The sequence below is a fragment of the Mycobacterium sp. SMC-11 genome (assembly GCF_046250095.1).
In the GTDB taxonomy this organism is placed as follows: Bacteria; Actinomycetota; Actinomycetes; order Mycobacteriales; family Mycobacteriaceae; genus Mycobacterium; species Mycobacterium heraklionense_A.
In genome coordinates this window covers 713,025-732,236 of record NZ_CP176430.1, presented here as the reverse complement: position 1 = coordinate 732,236, position 19,212 = coordinate 713,025, and the positions used below count along the sequence as shown (strand labels likewise).

8 protein-coding genes are annotated in these 19,212 nt (G+C 68.8%); all 8 read right to left on the bottom strand.

Translation table 11 applies throughout. The features are described 5' to 3' along the window. Positions 1 to 16: 16 nt before the first annotated feature. Entirely contained in the window at positions 17 to 952 is a 936-nt protein-coding gene (locus ACKY0X_RS03440; RefSeq protein ID WP_065040619.1) for a crotonase/enoyl-CoA hydratase family protein, read from the bottom strand. A 6-nt stretch (positions 953 to 958) separates the two neighbouring features. Continuing rightward, a complete protein-coding gene (locus ACKY0X_RS03435; protein WP_409428317.1) occupies positions 959 to 2,599 on the bottom strand; it encodes an acyl-CoA dehydrogenase family protein in 1,641 nt (546 codons plus the stop codon). A gap of 362 nt (positions 2,600 to 2,961) precedes the next feature. Then, the gene (locus ACKY0X_RS03430; RefSeq protein ID WP_409428316.1) at positions 2,962 to 7,752 is read right to left on the bottom strand and encodes a PGRS repeat-containing protein; all 4,791 of its coding nucleotides are present in this window, start codon (positions 7,750 to 7,752) and stop codon (positions 2,962 to 2,964) included. A 320-nt stretch (positions 7,753 to 8,072) separates the two neighbouring features. Then, the gene (locus ACKY0X_RS03425) at positions 8,073 to 8,831 is read right to left on the bottom strand and encodes a deoxyribonuclease IV (RefSeq protein WP_409428315.1); all 759 of its coding nucleotides are present in this window, start codon (positions 8,829 to 8,831) and stop codon (positions 8,073 to 8,075) included. Positions 8,832 to 8,893: 62 nt separating this feature from the next. Beyond that, positions 8,894 to 10,375: a glutamate--cysteine ligase gene (locus tag ACKY0X_RS03420; RefSeq protein ID WP_409428314.1), complete on the bottom strand. Its 1,482-nt coding sequence runs from the start codon at positions 10,373 to 10,375 to the stop codon at positions 8,894 to 8,896. A gap of 131 nt (positions 10,376 to 10,506) precedes the next feature. Further along, positions 10,507 to 11,385, bottom strand: a complete 879-nt coding sequence (locus tag ACKY0X_RS03415; RefSeq protein WP_409428313.1) for a type IV toxin-antitoxin system AbiEi family antitoxin domain-containing protein — start codon at positions 11,383 to 11,385, stop codon at positions 10,507 to 10,509. A gap of 136 nt (positions 11,386 to 11,521) precedes the next feature. Continuing rightward, a complete protein-coding gene (locus tag ACKY0X_RS03410; RefSeq protein ID WP_065042316.1) occupies positions 11,522 to 15,472 on the bottom strand; it encodes a DNA-directed RNA polymerase subunit beta' in 3,951 nt (1,316 codons plus the stop codon). Between the two features lie 38 nt (positions 15,473 to 15,510). After that, positions 15,511 to 19,041 carry a DNA-directed RNA polymerase subunit beta gene (locus ACKY0X_RS03405; protein ID WP_192830526.1) on the bottom strand — a complete coding sequence of 1,177 codons (3,531 nt, stop codon included), beginning with the start codon at positions 19,039 to 19,041 and terminating at the stop codon, positions 15,511 to 15,513. Positions 19,042 to 19,212: the final 171 nt, after the last annotated feature.

The window sequence follows — 19,212 nt, the reverse complement described above, 5'->3', positions numbered from 1 at the left end:
GACATCGGGTGACCGCCTAAACCCCGGAGGTCTTTCGGCCGTAATCCCCGAACGGCTCGTCGCGGTGCCGCACCGCGTCACGGAATCCGTGCTGCACCGCGTCGGCGACGAAGGCGTGCCCCTCCGGCGTGTGTCGCGCCACCCCGTCGAACACTGTGCTGACCATGCGGCTGGTGGCCACGCCCTGTTGCAGCAGTGCGGTGTTGAGGGCGAGTTTGGCCATGATCAGTTGGTTGACCGGCATCGCGGCGATACGGGCCACCAGGCGTTCGGTGCGCTCGTCAAGATCAGCGGGATCGGGAGCCTCAATCGCCAGACCCCACTCGGCGGCCTGAGCTCCGGTGATGCAATCTCCGGTCAGCAGTAGGCGTTTGGCGCGCTGGTCGCCGAGCCGGTGCGCCCACAGCCCGGCCGCCGGCACCCCCCACACCCGCATCGGCGGGTAACCGATCTTGGCGTCAGACGCCGCGATCACCTGATCGGCGTGCAGTGCGATGTCGGTGCCGCCGGCCACGCAGTAGCCGTGGATCTTGACCACGGTGGGCTTGTCGGCGTGCATCAGCGAGGCGAAGCCGCGGACGAAACGGCTCATCATCTGATAGTCGATCATCGGATCCCAGGGCTGATCCGGACGGTGGTTGGTGGCCTGCGTCTTACCGTCGAGCACACTGCCGCGGTAGTTCTCCCCGCCCGCCGACGACGAGCCTTCGGCGTAGGCGCCCAGGTCGAAACCGGCGCAGAATCCCTCGCCGCGGCCCGACACCAGGATCACGTGCACGTTGGGATCCAGATCGGCACGTTCCACCAGCGCCGACAATTCCAGCGGGGTGTCAGCGGTGATCGCGTTGCCGTGTTCCGGGCGGTTGAAGGTGATCCGGGCGATGCGGTCGGTGACCTCGTAAGTCATCGTCCGCAGGTTGTCGAACTCGACCGGGGCGATGTGATGGCGCATGCCGGGTCAGCCCTTGACCAATGCGCGCTCGATGATCGGCCCGAGGTCGAGGCCGGCCGGCAAAGTGCCGAACGCACCACCCCATTGGCCGCCGAGCCGCGTCGCCAGGAACGCCTCGGCGACGGCCGGGTGGCCGTGGCGCACCAGCAACCCGCCCTGCAGCGCCAGGCAGATGTCCTCGGCGATCTTGCGCGCCTGGTACTGGGCGGCGACCACGTCAGCGCCCAGGCCCGCCAGTCGGCTCTTCAACGCGTCGACATGCGCGTCGAGCCGGCGATCCTGCCCGGCGGTCTCGGCCAGCTCATCGAAGAGCACCGCCACCGATTGGGGCTGGGTGGCCAGGGCACGCAGCGTGTCCAGGGCGCTGACGTTGCCCGACCCCTCCCAGATGCCCATCAATGGCGCCTCCCGGTACAGCCGCGGCATCAACGAATCCTCGATGTAGCCGTTGCCGCCCAGGCACTCCATCGCCTCGGCGGCGTGCGGGGTGGCGCGCTTGCAGACCCAGTACTTGGTGGCAGCCAGCCCGATGCGACGCAACAGGCCCTCTCGCTCGTCGCCCCGGACCGCCTTGTCGGTGGCACCGGCCATCCGCATCGACACCATCGTGGCGGCCTCGGCCTCCACGGCCAGATCGGCCAGCACGTTGCGCATCAGCGGTTGATCGATCAGGTAGGCGCCGAACGCCTTTCGGTGCTGGGCGTGGTAGATGGCGCGGGCCAGGCCCATCCGCATGCTGGTGGCACTGCCCAGCGCGCAGTCCAGGCGGGTGAGGTTGACCATCTCGATGATGACCGAGACCCCGCGGCCCTCCTCGCCGACCAGCCACGCGGTCGCGCCGTCGTACTCGATCTCGCTGGAGGCGTTGGCGTGATTGCCGAGCTTGTCCTTGAGCCGCTGCAACCGCATCCGGTTGCGGGTGCCGTCGGCCAGGACCCGGGGCAGGAAGAAACAACTCAAGCCGCCGGGCGCCTGCGCCAGCACCAGGAACACGTCGCACATCGGCGCGGACGTGAACCACTTGTGCCCGGTCAGGGTGTAGCTGCCGTCGGAGTTCGGGACCGCCTGGGTGGTTCCGGCGCGCACGTCGGAGCCGCCCTGCTTCTCGGTCATCGACATGCCCGCGGTGATACCGGCCTTGGCGGCGGGCACCTTCAGCTCGGGGTCGTAGACCCGGCTGGTCAGCAGCGGCTCGTAAGCCTTGGCGAGTTCGGCGTTGTTGCGCAGCGCGGGCACGATCGCGTACGTCATCGAGATCGGGCACATGTGGCCCGGCTCAGCGGTCCACACCCCGGTTTGAGCAGCGCGCACGACGTGCGCGCCGGGGCGCGGGTCGGCCCACGGGGCGGCGTGCAGGCCGTGAGCGATCGCGGTCCGCATCAGCTCGTGGTAGGCCGGGTCGTATTCCACTTCGTCGATCCGGTTACCGACGACGTCGTGGGTGTGCAGCACCGGCCGGTTGCGGTCGGCGAGCTCGCCCCAGCGTTGCACCTGCTTGGATCCGGACATTGCCCCGAGGTCGGTGACCTCGTCGACGCCCCATTGGCCGCCCTCGCGGATCAGCGATTCAATGAGGACCGGGGACGACGCCGGGTTATAGCCTTCCAGCGGAAGGACCTGGTTGGTGACGATATGCGTGTCGGCCATAGCCGAATATTACAGTTTTTGCACGCACGCACAATAGGTGTAATCAAATTGGTAGTCGGCAAACAAAAAACGGCGGTCACGGCCCGGAGTCGGGAGGTTCCTGGCTGTGACCGCCGTCGTTTTGGGGCGCCGGACTAGGGACTACACACTCCCCCCACACCATGCTGGTGTCGCTCAGGCATTTGGACCCCCTCCAGACCTGAGTCGTGTGTGCAGTTGCCGCGGTCACGGCGCCTAGCAAAGTTGTAGCACATTACCGACCCAATGTCGCCTGCAACGCGATAAATGAGTCAAAACGGATGTTTTCTAGGGGGGTCGCATGTCAGCTCAGCCGATCCCGCCGCCGGGGTAGAACTCGTGGTCTACCCGGGCGTGCCGGCTTCGCCGGGGGTGCCGTCGGCGCCGCCGGCCCCGCCTGCCTCGCCCGGCGTGCCGGCGGGGCCGGGGCCGGGGCCGGCCGGGCCGGGACCAGTTCCGCCGTCACCGCCGCGGCCGCCGGCGCCGTCGCCGTTGGGACCGACCAGCCCGCCCTGCCCGCCGGCGCCGCCTTGGCCACCCGGGCTGGGTCCGAACGCACTGCCGCCGGTGCCCCCGGCCCCGCCGACGCCGCCGACCGTCCCGGCACCCTCGGCGTCCCCGCCGGCGCCGCCGACGCCGCCCAAGCCGCCACTGGCCCAGCTTTGCCCCCAATCGGCGTATTGCAGGTAATCCGCGCCCCGGCCGCCGCCACCGCCACCACCGCCACCGCGACCGCCATCGGTGCCGACGCCCCCGGTGCCGCCGGCCCCCTGGGGTAGGTTGCTCAGCCGCCCGCCACCGTTGCCGCCGTGGCCGCCCTGGCCGTTGATCCCGCCGGTACCACCGTTCCCGCCGGTACCGCCGCGGCCACCCGGGCCGGTGTTGTGGTCGCCCGGCTGCCCGGCTGCGCCACCCGAGCCGCCTGCCCCGCCGTCGCCGCCGCGGGCACCTTCTCCGCTGCCGCTGCCGCCGTCGCCGCCGAGTCCGCCGTCGCCGCCGGGTCTGCCGTTGCCGCCCGCAGCGCCATTACCGCCGGCCCCACCCGCGCCCCCGGACTGCACACCGTCGGCACTGGCGGGCGCCCCGTCGCCGCCCTTCCCCCCGTTGCCACCGCCGCCCCCGGCCCCGGCGTTGCCGGCCTGACCGTCGGGAGCCCGGGTTCCGTTTTGACCTATGCCGCCGTGGCCGGCGCTGCCGGCGGCCCCACGGACCTGACTGCCGGCTCCGCCGTTGCCGCCGTGACCGGCGGTTGCACCATTGCCGCCGCCGGCCCCATTACCGCCGTCGCCACCGTTGCCGGCATCTCCGCCGTCGCCGGCGTTACCGCCGCGCCCGCCGGAGCCGTGGCTGGCGTTGCCGCCCTGCCCGCCGTTGCCGCCGACGCCGCCGTTGCCGCCGACGCCGCCGTCGGTGCCGTCGCCGCCGGAGCCGGCCTGGGCGTCGGTGCCGTCCATGCCGTTGACGGTTCCACCCGTCCCGCCGGTCCCACCGGCTCCGCCGTTGCCGGCCTGGCTGCCTCCGGCCCCGCCATTTCCGCCGGTGCCTCCGGCCCCGCCGTGCAGGCCGTCCCCGGTGCCGGAGCCGCCGGTACCACCGGCTCCGCCGGTGCCGCCGTTGCCGATCGCCGCGGCGTCGCCGCCGTTGCCCCCGGTCCCGCCGGTCTGAACGATCGTGTTGCCGGCGGAGTCGGTGATGATCTGGCCGTCGCCACCTTTCCCGCCGGTGCCACTTACACCGTCCTGGCCCACCGCGCCGGTACTGCCGGCCGGGGCCTGACCACCGTTGCCGTAGCCGCCGGGCGCCCCGGCACCGCCGTCGCCGCGAATCCCACCGGTCCCGCCGACGCCGCCACTTCCGGCGCTGGCACCGTCACCGCCGCCGGCGCCGGCCCCGCCGTTCCCGCCGACGCCGCCGGCACCGCCTTGGCCACCGGTCCCGCCGATGCCGCCTGCGCCGTCCGCGGCCTGAGTACCGCCGATCTGACCGCCGGCCCCGCCGCTGCCGCCGGCGCTGGCCGCGCCACCGACACCGCCGTTGCCGGCCGTACCGCCGTGGCCGCCGTCGCCGCCGCTGCCAGTTGCGGCATCGGCACCGTTGACGCCTGCGCCGCCGGCACCGCCTTGCCCACCGACGCCGCCACTGCCGCCGACACCGCCCACACCGGCCATCGGAATGCCGAGGATGTATTGGCTGGTGCCGCCGGTCCCGCCGTCACCGGCGGCACCGGCCTGACCGCCCGCGCCGCCGTCACCGCTGACGCCCGCGGTGCCGTTGGTGGCGCCGCCGCCCTGGCCTCCGGTACCGCCCTGGCCTCCGGTACCGCCGGCGCCACCGGCTCCGCCGGCGGCGCCGGGGGCGAGGATGACCGAGTTCACGTTGTTGAAGCCGTCACCGCCGCGGCCACCGCTGCCCCCGGCACCACCGACGCCCCCGGTGCCGCCCGCCCCGCCGTTGCCGGAGATGGAACCGCCTGCGCCGCCGGCACCCCCGGCACCACCGATACCGCCGGTGCCGCCGTGCCCGCCGTCAGCCCCCTCTAGGTTCAGCATGGTTCCGTCGGGACCGCGCTGGCCGGCCGTGCCGGTGCCGCCGCTGCCACCGGTGCCGCCCGCCCCGCCGTTGCCGAACGACCCCGCCGCCCCGCCGGCGCCGCCGGCTCCGCCGTTCTGCGGGCGGCTAGGCAGCAACTGCCCGTCCCCGCCCCGGCCCCCGGCCCCGCCGTCGCCGCCGGTACCGGCATGTCCTGCGGCACCATTCTCGGCTGCGCCGGTGGCACCGGCGCCGCCGCGCCCGGCCAGTCCGGCCTGCCCGAAATCGGCGCCGTTGCCGCCGGTCCCACCGGAACCGGCGGTGGGACCGGTACCGCCGCCGGCCCCGGCACCCCCGGTGCCGGCCACCCCGGCATTGCCCCCGTCACCGGCGTTGCCGCCTCGGCCGCCGACGCCACCAGTCGAGGCGCCGCCGGTACCACCGGAACCACCGGCACCGCCGGAGCCGGCGTCACCCCCGGCACCACCGGCCGCCCCCGACCCCTGCGCCGCGTCCCGGCCGGCACCGCCGTCGCCGCCACGGCCGCCCGACCCGGCGTGACCGCCGGCACCACCATTACCGGCGGTCGCCGCACCGCCGGCACCACCGTCGCCGCCGCGTCCGGCGTCAATACCGGCACCACCGTTGCCGTCGGTACCGGTCACCCCGTTCGCCCCGTCGGCGCCGGCTCCACCAGCACCACCGGCACCACCGTTCGCGCCACCACCGGCGGAACCCCCGGCACCACCGGCACCACCGTTCTGGGCGATCACTGCACCGCCGACGTCGGTGATCACCGCGCCGTCAGCGCCCCGCCCGCCGGCCCCGCCATCGGAATCCGCACCGGCCGACCCCGCGGCACCGCCGTCGCCGGCCGTGCCCGCCGCACCACCGGCGGCACCAGCACCGCCCTTGCCACCGGCCCCGGCGGTGTCACCGGCACCTCCGGCGGCACCGGCACCACCGGAGCCCGCAACACCGGCATCTCCCCCAGCACCGGCGTTACCGCCCTGGCCGCCGACACCCTCAGTCGAAACTCCGCCGGCACCACCATGACCGCCGGTACCACCGGACCCGGCGTCACCGCCAGCACCACCAGCCGCCCCCGAACCCTGCGCCGCATTCCGGCCGAGACCACCGTCGCCACCACGACCACCTGCCCCGGCGTGACCGCCCGCACCGCCGTTACCGGCGACACTGCCGCCGGCCCCGCCGGCACCACCGTCGCCGCCGTGCCCGCCGGCCCGGCCCGCGGTGCCGTTGCCATCGGAACCCGTCGTCCCGTTCAGCCCGTCAACTCCGGCGCCACCGGCACCACCGGCACCACCGTTGCCGTGATCCCCTCCGGCACCGCCGACACCACCGGCCCCGCCGTCGGCCGGAGTGCCGTCGGACAGCAGGCTGGTCCCGGCGATACCGGCGCCACCGGCACCACCGGCACCACCGTGGCCGCTCAGGACGGCGCCCGGCTGCGCGAAGCCGGCGGCGCCGATGTCACCGCCGCGGCCACCGGCCCCGCCATTGCCGCCACCCAACAACCCGTCGCCCCCGGCACCGCCGGCGCCGCCGTCGCCAGCCAGGCCGGAATAGTTGCCACCTTGGGCGAACATCGCCGGGCTGGCGCCTAGGTGCAATCCAAAATGTCCGCTGCGCCCACCCACGCCCGCGTCACCGCCAGCGCCGCCGGCCCCACCGTTGCCGCCCGGACCATCAGGGGGCGACGCGCCCGCACCGCCGGCGCCACCGACACCACCGTTGCCGCCCAGCCCGCCGGTGCCGATGATCCATCCGGCGCGACCACCGTCGCCGCCATTGCCGGCGTCGCCGCCTGCGGCACCGCTGGTCCCGGCCAGGCCCGCGCCTCCGGTGCCGCCGGTGCCTCCGAACCCGAACAACGCCCCGGCGTCGCCGCCAGCACCACCGGCACCACCGGACAGCGCATTGGTGCCGACGCCGCCAGCACCGCCGATACCACCGTCACCGAACAGCCACCCGCCGGCGCCCCCCGCACCGCCAGCCGCTGCAGCGGCCCCGATACCGCCGGCACCGCCGTTGCCGAACATTCCGGCCATCCCGCCGACGCTGCCGGCGGCGCCGTCGACTCCGGCCGCCCCGGTTCCGCCGTCGCCGAACAGGAATCCGCCGTCACCCAGGTCGCCGAACAGCCCCGAACGGCCCAGGATCGACTCGTTGGCTCCGGTGAACCCGTCGATGCCGTCGCCGATCAGGCTGCGCCCGAACAGCTCGATGAACGGCATGTTGATCAGGCTGAGCAGTTGCTCGTTCTGGTCGATGAAGTCGGCGACGAGGTCGTGCAGCGGCAGGTAGAAGACATCGTGGTACCAGTTGGCAACCGCCACGTCGAACGCACCGAGCGGATCCGACCAGTCGATGTCGGCCGCGCCGAATCCGGGCGCCGCGGACGGCTCTGCGGCGGCGACGATTCCGTCGAGAACATCATCGGCGATATCGGCGTGCGCCATCGGCGTCATCCCGAACGCCAGGAACGCGGCAACCGCCGAGCCCGCGCCTACCCCACCACGCAGCCTGCGCAACTGCCCCTGACGACCGCGACCACCCGAGAACCGACCTACCGGACGTGACATTCCGAGCCTCCCGTCAGGGCTGTGAACAGGCGGGGCCTCGACACAGCAAACTGTCAGTATTTTTACCTAGTTACATAACCTCACTTATATAGTTTGCACAACAGATTGCTTGAAATCGTCGTAAAACATGCGATGACCTGGACAATCAGTCGCGTTACACAATGGTTCACCCAAGCTCCCGCCGCGACGACTTGCTGAACGAAAACTGAGTGCATTTACGGGTTTTGAGCCCCGCAGGCCCCATCAGGTTGATTTGCGTCCACCTACGCGGAACCGCCCGCGGCCGGCTCACCGGCGTCCACCACGCGCCCAGGGCGCGGTTAACGCAGTCGGTCTTTGAGGAACGCGATGTCGGCCTTGCGGCCCTCTTCGGCGGTCTCGCAGATCACCGGGGCGTCGGCGGCCTTGACCACCGCGACCAACAGATCCGGGTCGATCTGGCCCTCACCGAAATTGGCGTGCCGGTCCCGTCCGGAGCCGGGCGCGTCCTTGGAGTCGTTGCAGTGCACCAGGTCGATGCGTCCGGTGATGGCCTTAATGCGCTCCGCGGCGTCGGGCAGCGATTCCCCGGCCGCCCAGGTGTGACAGGTGTCCAGGCAGAACCCGACGCCGGTGTCGCCAATGTGGTCCCACAGTTTGGCGATGGTGTCGAAGTGCCGGGCCATCGCATAGTCACCACCGGCGGTGTTCTCCAGGTACACCGGGACGGTCGTCTCCAGGCGGTCCAGCGCCTTGCGCCAGCGCGCGAACCCGGCCTGCGGGTCGTCGTCATCGGCGGTCACGTGACCGCCGTGCACGATCACCGCGGCCGCGCCGATGTCAGCGGCGGCGTCGCAGGTCTGCTGCAAGATGGTGCGCGACGGAATCCGCACGCGGTTGTTCGGGGAGGCGACGTTAATCAGGTACGGCGCGTGCACGTAAATCGGCAGCGCCGCCGCGCGAAGCTGCTCGGCGTCCTCGCGCGGTTTGGGAGGCTTCCAGCTCTGCGGGTTGCCGAGGAAGATCTGCACCACGTCGGCGCCGTCGGCTTCGGCGGCAGCTAGCGGATTCTGCGGGCGCACATGGGATCCGATCAACACGGCGGCCAGCCTAGTCCGGTGACGATGCGGGCGAGGGACGAGCCGGCTGAGGAGCCGGACAGTCAACCCAGTTCGGTCGGCCAGGTGTGCACCGGCTCGTTGGTGTGCATGTGTGCGCAATAGCGGCTCAGCATCTCCGCCAGCGCGGCCGGCCGGCTCAGGCCCTGCGCCTGCAACGCTCGGACCATCGACACCTGCCAGGTGGCGCCGTTGCGTCCCGTTGTCACCCGGTCGGCGATGATGCCGAGGAAGCGGTCGATCACCTCTGCGGCCACGCCCCACTCCTCGAGTCCTTGACGGGCGAGCGGTAACAACTCGCGCCGGGTCAGTTCCGCCACGCTCACCTCGCCCAGCTCCGGCCAGAACAGCCGGGCATCCAGACCGAGGCGCGCGGCCCGGCGAAAGTTGTCGTGTGCCACCGCAAAACTCATCTGGGTCCACAGCGGGCGCTGGTCGCGGGCCAGTCTGCGCAGCAACCCGTAGTAGAACACCGCATTGGCCACCATGTCCGCCACCGTGGGACCCGAAGGCAGCACCCGGTTCTCCACCCGTAGGTGGGGCCTTCCGTCGACGACGTCGTATACCGGGCGATTCCAGCGGTACACGGTGCCGTTGTGCAGCCGTAGCTCGGCAAGTTGTGGGGTGCGTCCCTGGGCGAGCTCGTCCGCTGGGTCTTCCTCGGAGACCTCGGGCAGCAGCGACGGGAAGTAGCGCACGTTCTCCTCGAACAGGTCGAAGATCGAGGTGATCCACCGCTCGCCGAACCACACCCGGGGCCGCACCCCCTGGTTCTTCAGTTCGTCGGGCCGCGTGTCGGTGGATTGCGCGAACAACTCCACCCGGGTCTCGGCCCATAGCCGGTGCCCGAAGAAGTAGGGCGAGTTGGCGCCGATCGCCAGCTGCGGGCCGGCCAGCACCTGGGCGGCATTCCAGTGGTTGGCGAAGTCAGCCGGCGAGACCTGCAGGTGCAACTGCATGCTGGTGCACGCCGATTCCGGTGCGATGTTCTCTGCATGCAGATTCAGCGGCTCGGGGCCGTCGATGTCGATGTCGATGTCTTCGCCCCGGGCGGCGAAGATCGAGTCGTTGAGTGCCGCGTACCGCGCCGAATCACTCATCCAGTCACCGGCCAGATGCTCGGGCATCAGGGTCGGCAAGATACCGATCATCACGATGCCTGCGTCGTTTGCCCGGGCTTTGGCCTGCGCGTCATTGAGGCTGGCACGCACCTCGGCTTCCAGATCCAGCGCCGCACGCGCGGTGAACTGACGGGGCGGCACGTTGAATTCGATGTTGTAGGAACCCAATTCGCGTTGGAACGCCGGATCGTCGATCGCGGACAACACACCGGCGTTCGACATGGCCGGGTGATAGTCGTCGCCGATCAGGTTGCCCTCGATCTCCATACCGGTCAGCGGCGGCTCACACTCGAAGCTGGCCTGCGCCAGCATCGTCTCGAAAACATCCAGGCACTGCTGAATCTTGTGCCGATATTGGCGGCGCTGGGTGCGGGAGTAGGCGGTGCGGTTGACTTCGTCCCCCATCTCAACGATGCAACCCGCTCTGCTGGCGGGCCGCAACCCGGCGGGCCTGCCTCCCCCAACCCGCGAACAGACATGAAAGCCCCCGATTCCAGCGGCCAAAGGGGGCCTATATGTCTGCTCAGCCGAAGAAATCACCCGGCCAGACGCTGGTCCAAGTGCATATTGATGCGCGCCACCAGCCCCCACGGATCGCCGCGAACATCGCCTACCGTCATGGGAACCGATAGCCAACCGCATTCCTGTAATCGCGCGATCTTCAAGCGGTCGTGCAATAGGGCCTTCGGCCCCATATGCCAGTCGATACTGTCGTACTCGGCGGCTAATCGCGCCTCCGGCCAAGCGAAATCGACACGCCAGACGTCACCGCAGCGGTCGGCGATCTCGTACTGCAACTCGGCCTTGGGCAGGCCACCATCAATGAACACCAGCCGGGCCTCGCTTTCCATCGCGGACTCGGACCGTCCGTCGATGTATGCGGACAATTCCCGGACTTGGACGATGCCCCGACGGCCCTTCTGCTCCGCGAGCGCGTACGTCAACTCCGATGGCGTGCATGCCCCGATGCGCACCGCGGTGTCCAAGGTCGCAAGAGCGCGCGGCCGCCTTAACGTCCGCGCCACTTCGATCGCCGTCCACGCCGGAGCGGTGGCGAGCCGCCCCCCAATCCTCCGCAACGGGGCGCCCAGGCGCTGATGGACCATGATGTCGGCCGTGGGTCGTAGACGAATGCCCGGGTCGAGGACGTGCAACCGAGGATCGGCTTCGGTGTCAAAACCGTAAAGCGCCGCTGCGGTGCCCAGACAAGCGACGATCCGCGTCCCGGTGGCCAGGTCCAAGGCGGCGAGCTGACCGAACACGTCGGGTTGGGCAGCCGCGTAGACGCCGCGGCGCGCCCGCACTACCCGGCCCGCCCGCACGTGGCACTCAAGGGTTTTGCGGCTGACCACCTCGAGGAGCTGGCGGGTGGTGGCCAGACCGCCATGGGCTGCGAAGACGTCGTCAATTGCCATCCGCCGAGGTTGGCCCGATCGCGACCAACGAGAAAGTCACCCCTGTGGATAACTGCCGCACCCCGCCGAGCAGACACAAAAGCCCCTCATTCCGGCACGGAATGGGGGCTTTTGTGTCTGCTCGCGCTACAAAAAACTAGCGGTAGTCGCTGTACCCGTAGTCGTCCAGCGGAACCGCGGCACCGGTGGCGGCGCCGAAGTCCGGGCTGTAGTACTGATCCTCGTAGGACGGGATCGTGTACGCGGCGGCCCGGGCCTCTTCGGTGGGCTGCACGGCGATGTTGCGGTACCGGTTGATGCCGGTGCCGGCCGGGATCAGCTTGCCGATGATCACGTTCTCCTTCAGGCCCTGCAGCTTGTCGCTGCGGCAGTTGATCGCCGCATCGGTCAGCACGCGGGTGGTCTCCTGGAAGGAGGCCGCCGACAGCCACGAATCCGTGGCCAGCGACGCCTTGGTGATACCCATCAGCACCGGACGTCCCGCCGCGGGCTCCAGGCCCTCGGCCACCACACGACGGTTCGCGGTCTCGAACTCGGCCCGCTCGGTCAGCGAACCGGGCAGGAACTCCGTGGCGCCCGAGTCGATGATGGTCACCCGGCGCAGCATCTGCCGGACGATCACCTCGATGTGCTTGTCGTGGATCGACACACCCTGGGCCCGGTAGACCTGCTGGACCTCGTTGACCAGGTGGATCTGCACCTCGCGCGGGCCCTGCACACGCAGCACCTCGTGCGGGTCGGCCGAGCCCTCCATGAGCTGCTGGCCGACCTCGACGTGGTCGCCGTCGGACAGCAACCGCTCCGAGCCGTCCTCGTGCTTGAACACACGCAACCGCTGACGCTTGGGCAGCTTGTCGTAGACCACTTCCTCGCCACCGTCATCCGGCACGATCGTGATCTTGTAGAACTTCTCGCCCTCTTCGAGCTGCACCCGTCCAGCGACGTCGGCGATCGGCGCCTTGCCGCGCGGAATCCGGGCCTCGAACAGCTCCTGCACACGCGGCAGACCACCGGTGATGTCGTCACCGACACCACCCTGGTGGAAGGTACGCATGGTCAGCTGAGTACCGGGCTCACCGATGGACTGGGCGGCGACGATGCCGACCGCCTCACCGATGTCGACCAGCTTGCCGGTGGCCATCGATCGGCCGTAGCAGGTGGCACAAACCCCGGTTCCGGTGGCGCAGGTCAGCACCGAACGCACCTTGACGCCTGTGATGCCGGCAGCCAACAGAGCCTCGATCGACGGGTCGCCGAGGTCGTGACCGCGCTCGATGACGACCTTGCCCTTCTCGTCGACCGCGTCAACGGCCAACGTGCGGGCGTAGGCAGACGTCTCGATGAACGCGTTGCGGATCAGCGACCCGTCAGCCTGGGCCTCGGCCAAGTCGACGATGATGCCGCGCTCGGTGCCGCAGTCGTGCTCGCGCACGATCACGTCCTGCGAAACATCGACCAGACGACGCGTCAGGTAACCCGAGTCGGCGGTACGCAACGCGGTGTCCGCCAAGCCCTTTCGGGCGCCGTGGGTGTTGATGAAGTACTCCAACACCGTCAGGCCCTCACGGAAGGAGGACTTGATCGGGCGCGGGATGAACTCACCCTTCGGGTTGGTCACCAGACCCTTCATGCCCGCCAGCGTCCGGGTCTGGGTGAAGTTACCCGTAGCACCGGAGTCGACGATCGTGATGATCGGGTTGTCGGCCGGGTAGTGGTCACGCAGCGCCTGACCCACTTCCTCGGTGGCTTCCTTCCAGATCTCCACCAGCGCCTCGTTGCGCTCCTCACGGTTGAGAGCACCACGCTGGAACTGCTTCTCCAGCTTGTCGGCACGCTCCTCGTAGGAGTCGAGGATCTCCTTCTTGCGCGGCGGCACCAGCACGTCGGCCATCGAGACCGTGACTCCCGAACGGGTGGCCCAGTGGAAGCCGGCGTCCTTGAGCTTGTCGACGGTCTGGGCGACCACGATCATCGGGTAGCGCTCGGCCAGGTCGTTGATGATGACGGCCTGAACCTTCTTGTGCATCTGCTTGTTCACGAACGGGTAGCCGGTCGGCAGCAGCTCGTTGAACAGCACCCGGCCCAGCGTGGTCTCGGCGATCCAAGACCCGCCCGGACGCCAGCCGTTCTCGCCGAACAGCTCGGTCTCCACCTCGGCCGGCGGCCGCAGCTGGTCCAGACGCACCTTGATCTTGGCCCGCACGGACAGCGCACCGCGGTCGACGGCCATGATCGCCTCGGCCGGCGAGGAGTACACGCCGGTCTCCGGGCGGTCCTTGGCAGCCGGGGTGTATTCGCCTGTGTCACCCTCGATCTCGGTGGTCAGGTAGTACAGACCGGTAACCATGTCCAGTCGGGGCATGGCCAGCGGACGACCCGAGGCCGGCGACAGGATGTTGTTGCTCGACAGCATCAGGATGCGGGCCTCGGCCTGCGCCTCGGCGCTCAGCGGCAGGTGCACGGCCATCTGGTCACCGTCGAAGTCGGCGTTGAAGGCCTCACACACCAGCGGGTGCAGCTGAATGGCCTTGCCTTCCACCAGCTGCGGCTCGAAGGCCTGAATACCCAGGCGGTGCAGCGTAGGTGCACGGTTGAGCAGCACCGGGTGCTCGGCGATGACCTCTTCGAGGACGTCCCACACCTGGGGGCGCTGCCGCTCCACCATCCGCTTGGCGCTCTTGATGTTCTGCGCGTGGTTGAGGTCAACCAGTCGCTTCATCACGAACGGCTTGAACAGTTCCAGCGCCATCAGCTTGGGCAGGCCGCACTGGTGCAGCTTGAGCTGCGGACCGACCACGATCACCGAACGGCCCGAGTAGTCGACACGCTTACCGAGCAGGTTCTGACGGAACCGGCCCTGCTTGCCCTTGAGCAGGTCGCTCAACGACTTCAGCGGACGGTTGCCCGGTCCGGTGACCGGCCGGCCGCGACGGCCGTTGTCGAACAGCGCGTCGACGGACTCCTGCAGCATTCGCTTCTCGTTGTTGACGATGATCTCGGGGGCGCCGAGGTCGATCAGTCGCTTGAGGCGGTTGTTGCGGTTGATAACCCGGCGGTACAGGTCGTTGAGGTCGGAGGTCGCGAAGCGACCACCGTCGAGCTGCACCATCGGACGCAGCTCCGGCGGGATCACCGGCACCGCGTCGAGCACCATGCCCATCGGGGAGTTACCCGACTGCTGGAATGCGGCGACCACCTTGAGGCGCTTGAGAGCACGAAGCTTCTTCTGCCCCTTGCCGTTCTTGATGATGTCGCGCAGCAGCTCGGCCTCGGCATCGATGTCGAAGGTCTCGATGAGCTTCTGGATCGACTCGGCACCCATGGCACCGGTGAAGTACTCGCCGTAACGGTCCACCAGCTCGCGGTAGACGGTCTCGTCGACGATCAGCTGCTTGGGAGCCAGCTTGACGAAGGTGTCCCAGATGTTGTCGAGGCGGTCCAGCTCACGCTGGGCACGGTCGCGCAGCTGACGCATCTCGCGCTCGCCGCCGTCGCGAACCTTACGGCGCACATCGGCTTTCGCACCCTCGGCCTCCAGCTCGGCCAGGTCGGCCTCGAGCTTCTGGGCGCGGGCTTCCAGGTCGGCGTCGCGCTGGTCCTCGACAGCCTTCTTCTCGACGACCATCTCGGCTTCCAGCGTGGACAGCTCGTTGTGGCGCATGTCGGTGTCGACGCTGGTGATCACGTAGGCCGCGAAGTAGATGATCTTCTCGAGGTCCTTGGGCGCCAGGTCCAGCAGGTAGCCCAAGCGCGACGGCACGCCCTTGAAGTACCAGATGTGGGTGACCGGAGCGGCCAGTTCGATGTGGCCCATCCGCTCACGACGCACCTTGGCGCGAGTCACCTCGACGCCACAGCGCTCACAGATGATGCCCTTGAAGCGCACGCGCTTGTACTTGCCGCAGTAGCACTCCCAGTCGCGAGTCGGTCCGAAGATCTTCTCGCAGAACAGGCCGTCCTTCTCGGGCTTGAGCGTGCGGTAGTTGATCGTTTCCGGCTTCTTGACCTCACCGTAGGACCATTGCCGGATGTCCTCCGCGGTCGCCAGGCCGATGCGGAGCTCATCGAAGAAGTTGACGTCGAGCACGTAACTCCCTTTCCCCTTGCGGGTTTAGTAGCTAATAACTAAGCGAGGTCTTCCACCGAAGCGGATTCGTTGCGGGACAGGTTGATTCCCAGGTTGGCGGCTGCCCGCTCCAGGTCCTCGTCCTCGCCTTCGCGCAATTCGATCGCCGCACCGTCCTTCGCCAGCACCTCAACGTTGAGGCACAGCGACTGCAGCTCTTTGAGCAGCACCTTGAAGGACTCCGGGATACCCGGCTCGGGGATGTTCTCGCCCTTGACGATCGCCTCGTAGACCTTGACACGGCCGACCGTGTCGTCGGACTTGATCGTCAGCAACTCCTGCAGCGTGTACGCCGCACCGTAGGCCTGCATGGCCCAGCACTCCATCTCACCGAACCGCTGGCCACCGAACTGCGCCTTACCGCCCAGCGGCTGCTGGGTGATCATCGAGTACGGACCGGTGGAACGCGCGTGGATCTTGTCGTCCACCAGGTGGTGCAGCTTCATGATGTACATGTAGCCAACGGTCACCGGGTACGGGAACGGCTCACCGGAGCGACCGTCGAACAGCATCGCCTTGCCGTCACCGTTGACCATGACCTCGCCGTCGCGGTTGGCCAGCGTCGAGGACAGCAGGCCCTGCAGCTCGGCCTCGCGCGCACCGTCGAACACCGGGGTCGCGGTGCGCGTGTCGGGCCCAGCGGAGTACAGCTCCTCGGGGAGCTTGTCCGCCCAGTCCGGCACACCGGCCGCCACATCGATGTTCCAACCGGTCTTGGCGATCCAGCCCAGGTGGGTCTCCAGGATCTGACCGATGTTCATACGACGGGGCACACCGTGGGTGTTCAGGATGATGTCGACCGGGGTGCCGTCCGGCAGGAACGGCATGTCCTCGGCCGGCAGGATCTTGCCGATGACGCCCTTGTTGCCGTGACGACCGGCCAGCTTGTCACCGTCGGAGATCTTGCGCTTCTGCGCGACGTAGACGCGCACCAGCTCGTTGACCCCGGCGGGCAGCTCGTCGTCGTCCTCGCGGGAGAACACCCGGATGCCGATGACCTTGCCGGACTCACCGTGCGGCACCTTCAGCGAGGTGTCGCGGACTTCGCGGGCCTTCTCGCCGAAGATCGCGCGCAGCAGCCGCTCCTCGGGCGTCAGCTCGGTCTCACCCTTGGGGGTGACCTTGCCGACCAGGATGTCGCCGTCGCGGACCTCGGCGCCGATGCGGACGATGCCGCGCTCGTCGAGGTCAGCCAGCACCTCGTCGGAGACGTTCGGGATGTCCCGGGTGATCTCCTCGGCGCCCAGCTTGGTGTCGCGGGCGTCGATCTCGTGCTCCTCGATGTGGATCGAGGTCAGCGTGTCCTCCTCGACCAGCCTGTTGGACAGGATGATCGCGTCCTCGTAGTTGTGCCCTTCCCACGGCATGATCGCCACGAGCAGGTTCTTGCCCAGGGCCATCTCGCCGTTGTCGGTACACGGACCGTCCGCAATCACCTGGCCGGCCTCGACACGCTGGCCGGCGTCGACGATCGGACGCTGGTTGGCGCAGGTGCCGTGGTTGGACCGGTTGAACTTGCGCATCCGGTAGGTCTGCCGGGTGCCGTCATCGGCCATCACCGTGACGTAGTCGGCGGACACCTCCTCGATGACACCGGTCTTGTCGGCGACGATCACATCGCCGGCGTCGATCGCGGCACGCAGCTCCATGCCGGTACCCACCAGCGGTGCCTCGCTGCGCACCAGCGGAACCGCCTGACGCTGCATGTTGGCACCCATCAGGGCACGGTTGGCGTCGTCGTGCTCGAGGAACGGAATCATGGCCGTGGCCACCGACACCATCTGGCGCGGCGAGACGTCCATGTAGTCGACCTCGGACGACGACACGTACTCGACTTCGCCGCCCTTACGACGGACCAGAACGCGGTCCTCGGTGAAGCGGCCGTCGTCCTCCAGCGGCGAGTTGGCCTGCGCCACAACGTGGCGGTCCTCCTCGTCGGCGGTCAGGTACTCGATGTCGTCGCTGACCACACCGTCGTTGACCTTGCGGTACGGGGTCTCGATGAAGCCGAACGGGTTGACCCGTGCGTACACCGACAGCGATCCGATCAGACCGATGTTGGGGCCTTCCGGGGTCTCGATCGGACACATCCGGCCGTAGTGGGACGGGTGCACGTCACGAACTTCCAGGCCGGCCCGCTCACGCGACAGACCACCCGGTCCCAGCGCCGACAGACGGCGCTTGTGGGTCAGACCCGACAGCGGGTTGTTCTGGTCCATGAACTGGGAGAGCTGGCTGGTGCCGAAGAACTCCTTGATCGCGGCGACCACCGGGCGGATGTTGATCAGGGTCTGCGGCGTGATGGCCTCGACGTCCTGAGTGGTCATCCGCTCGCGGACCACGCGCTCCATCCGGGACAGACCAACCCGGATCTGGTTCTGGATCAGCTCACCCACGGTGCGCAGACGCCGGTTGCCGAAGTGGTCGATGTCGTCGACCTCGACGGGAACCTCGACGCCGCCCGGCACGGTCATGGTGGCCGATACGCCATCCTGAGCGGCCTGGTGCAGACGCACCAGGTACTCGATGGTGGCCACGATGTCCTCTTCGGTCAGCGTGGTCGGCTGCGACTCGCCCGGGTTGGCGGTCAGGCCCAGCTTCTTGTTGATCTTGTAGCGACCCACCCGCGCCAGGTCGTAGCGCTTCTCCTTGAAGAACAGGTTCTCCAGCAAAGTCTGCGCGGATTCCTTGGTGGGGGGCTCGCCCGGACGCAGCTTGCGGTAGATGTCCAGCAGCGCCTCGTCGGGGCTGGCGGCGTTGTCCTTCTCCAGCGTCGACATCATGATCTCGGAGAAGCCGAAGCGCTCCCGAATCTGCTCGGAGGTCCAACCCAGCGCCTTGAGCAGGATGGTGACCGGCTGGCGGCGCTTGCGGTCGATACGAACGCCGACCAGGTCGCGCTTGTCGACGTCGAACTCCAGCCAGGCGCCACGGCCCGGGATCACCTTCACCGAGTGCAGCGTCTTCTCGGTGGACTTGTCGATGTTGGCGTCGAAGTACACACCAGGCGAACGCACCAGCTGGGAGACCACCACCCGCTCGGTGCCGTTGATGATGAAGGTGCCCTTCTCGGTCATCATCGGGAAATCACCCATGAACACCGTCTGGCTCTTGATCTCGCCGGTGTTGTTGTTGATGAACTCCGCGGTGACGAACAGCGGGGCCGCGTAGGTCATGTCCTTGTCGCGGCACTCCTCGACCGGGGCCTTGACCTCGTCGAACCGCGGGTCGGAGAACGACAGCGACATCGAGCCGGAGAAGTCCTCAATCGGAGACAGCTCTTCGAGAACCTCTTCGAGGCCACCCTTGGGCGCAGAACCGGTCTGCGCGGTCATCTTCTCGCGCCACTCCGACGCCCCGATCAGCCACTGGAACGAGTCGGTCTGTACATCGAGCAGACCCGGAACCTCGAGAGGTTCACGCAGCTTGGCGAAGGAGACCCGGTTCGGGGCTCCGGGCACAGAACTATTGGGAGAATTCTGGGTGGTAGTACCTGAAGCGTTCTTTTTGCTCTGGCGGGAGACTGCCAAGATGCATCCTTCCAGCACCTAATGCGGCCAGCGGATTCCGGCTCTCACCGGGCCCCGTTCGCTGCGAATATTCGACCGTTGGTTCGGCTGGCGAACGTTCTGTCCGGTCTCACGCACAGCCAAACCACGAGGTGACAAGCCAAAGCGAGCCAATGAACGTGACTCAGGCTG

What these genes read in the sequence shown, in the direction of transcription:
- ACKY0X_RS03440 (WP_065040619.1), bottom strand. Translation starts at nt 952, where the DNA reads ATGCGCCATCACATCGCCCCGGTCGAGTTCGACAACCTGCGGACGATG.
- ACKY0X_RS03435 (WP_409428317.1), bottom strand. Translation starts at nt 2,599, where the DNA reads ATGGCCGACACGCATATCGTCACCAACCAGGTCCTTCCGCTGGAAGGC.
- ACKY0X_RS03430 (WP_409428316.1), bottom strand. Translation starts at nt 7,752, where the DNA reads ATGTCACGTCCGGTAGGTCGGTTCTCGGGTGGTCGCGGTCGTCAGGGG.
- ACKY0X_RS03420 (WP_409428314.1), bottom strand. Translation starts at nt 10,375, where the DNA reads ATGGGGGACGAAGTCAACCGCACCGCCTACTCCCGCACCCAGCGCCGC.
- ACKY0X_RS03415 (WP_409428313.1), bottom strand. Translation starts at nt 11,385, where the DNA reads ATGGCAATTGACGACGTCTTCGCAGCCCATGGCGGTCTGGCCACCACC.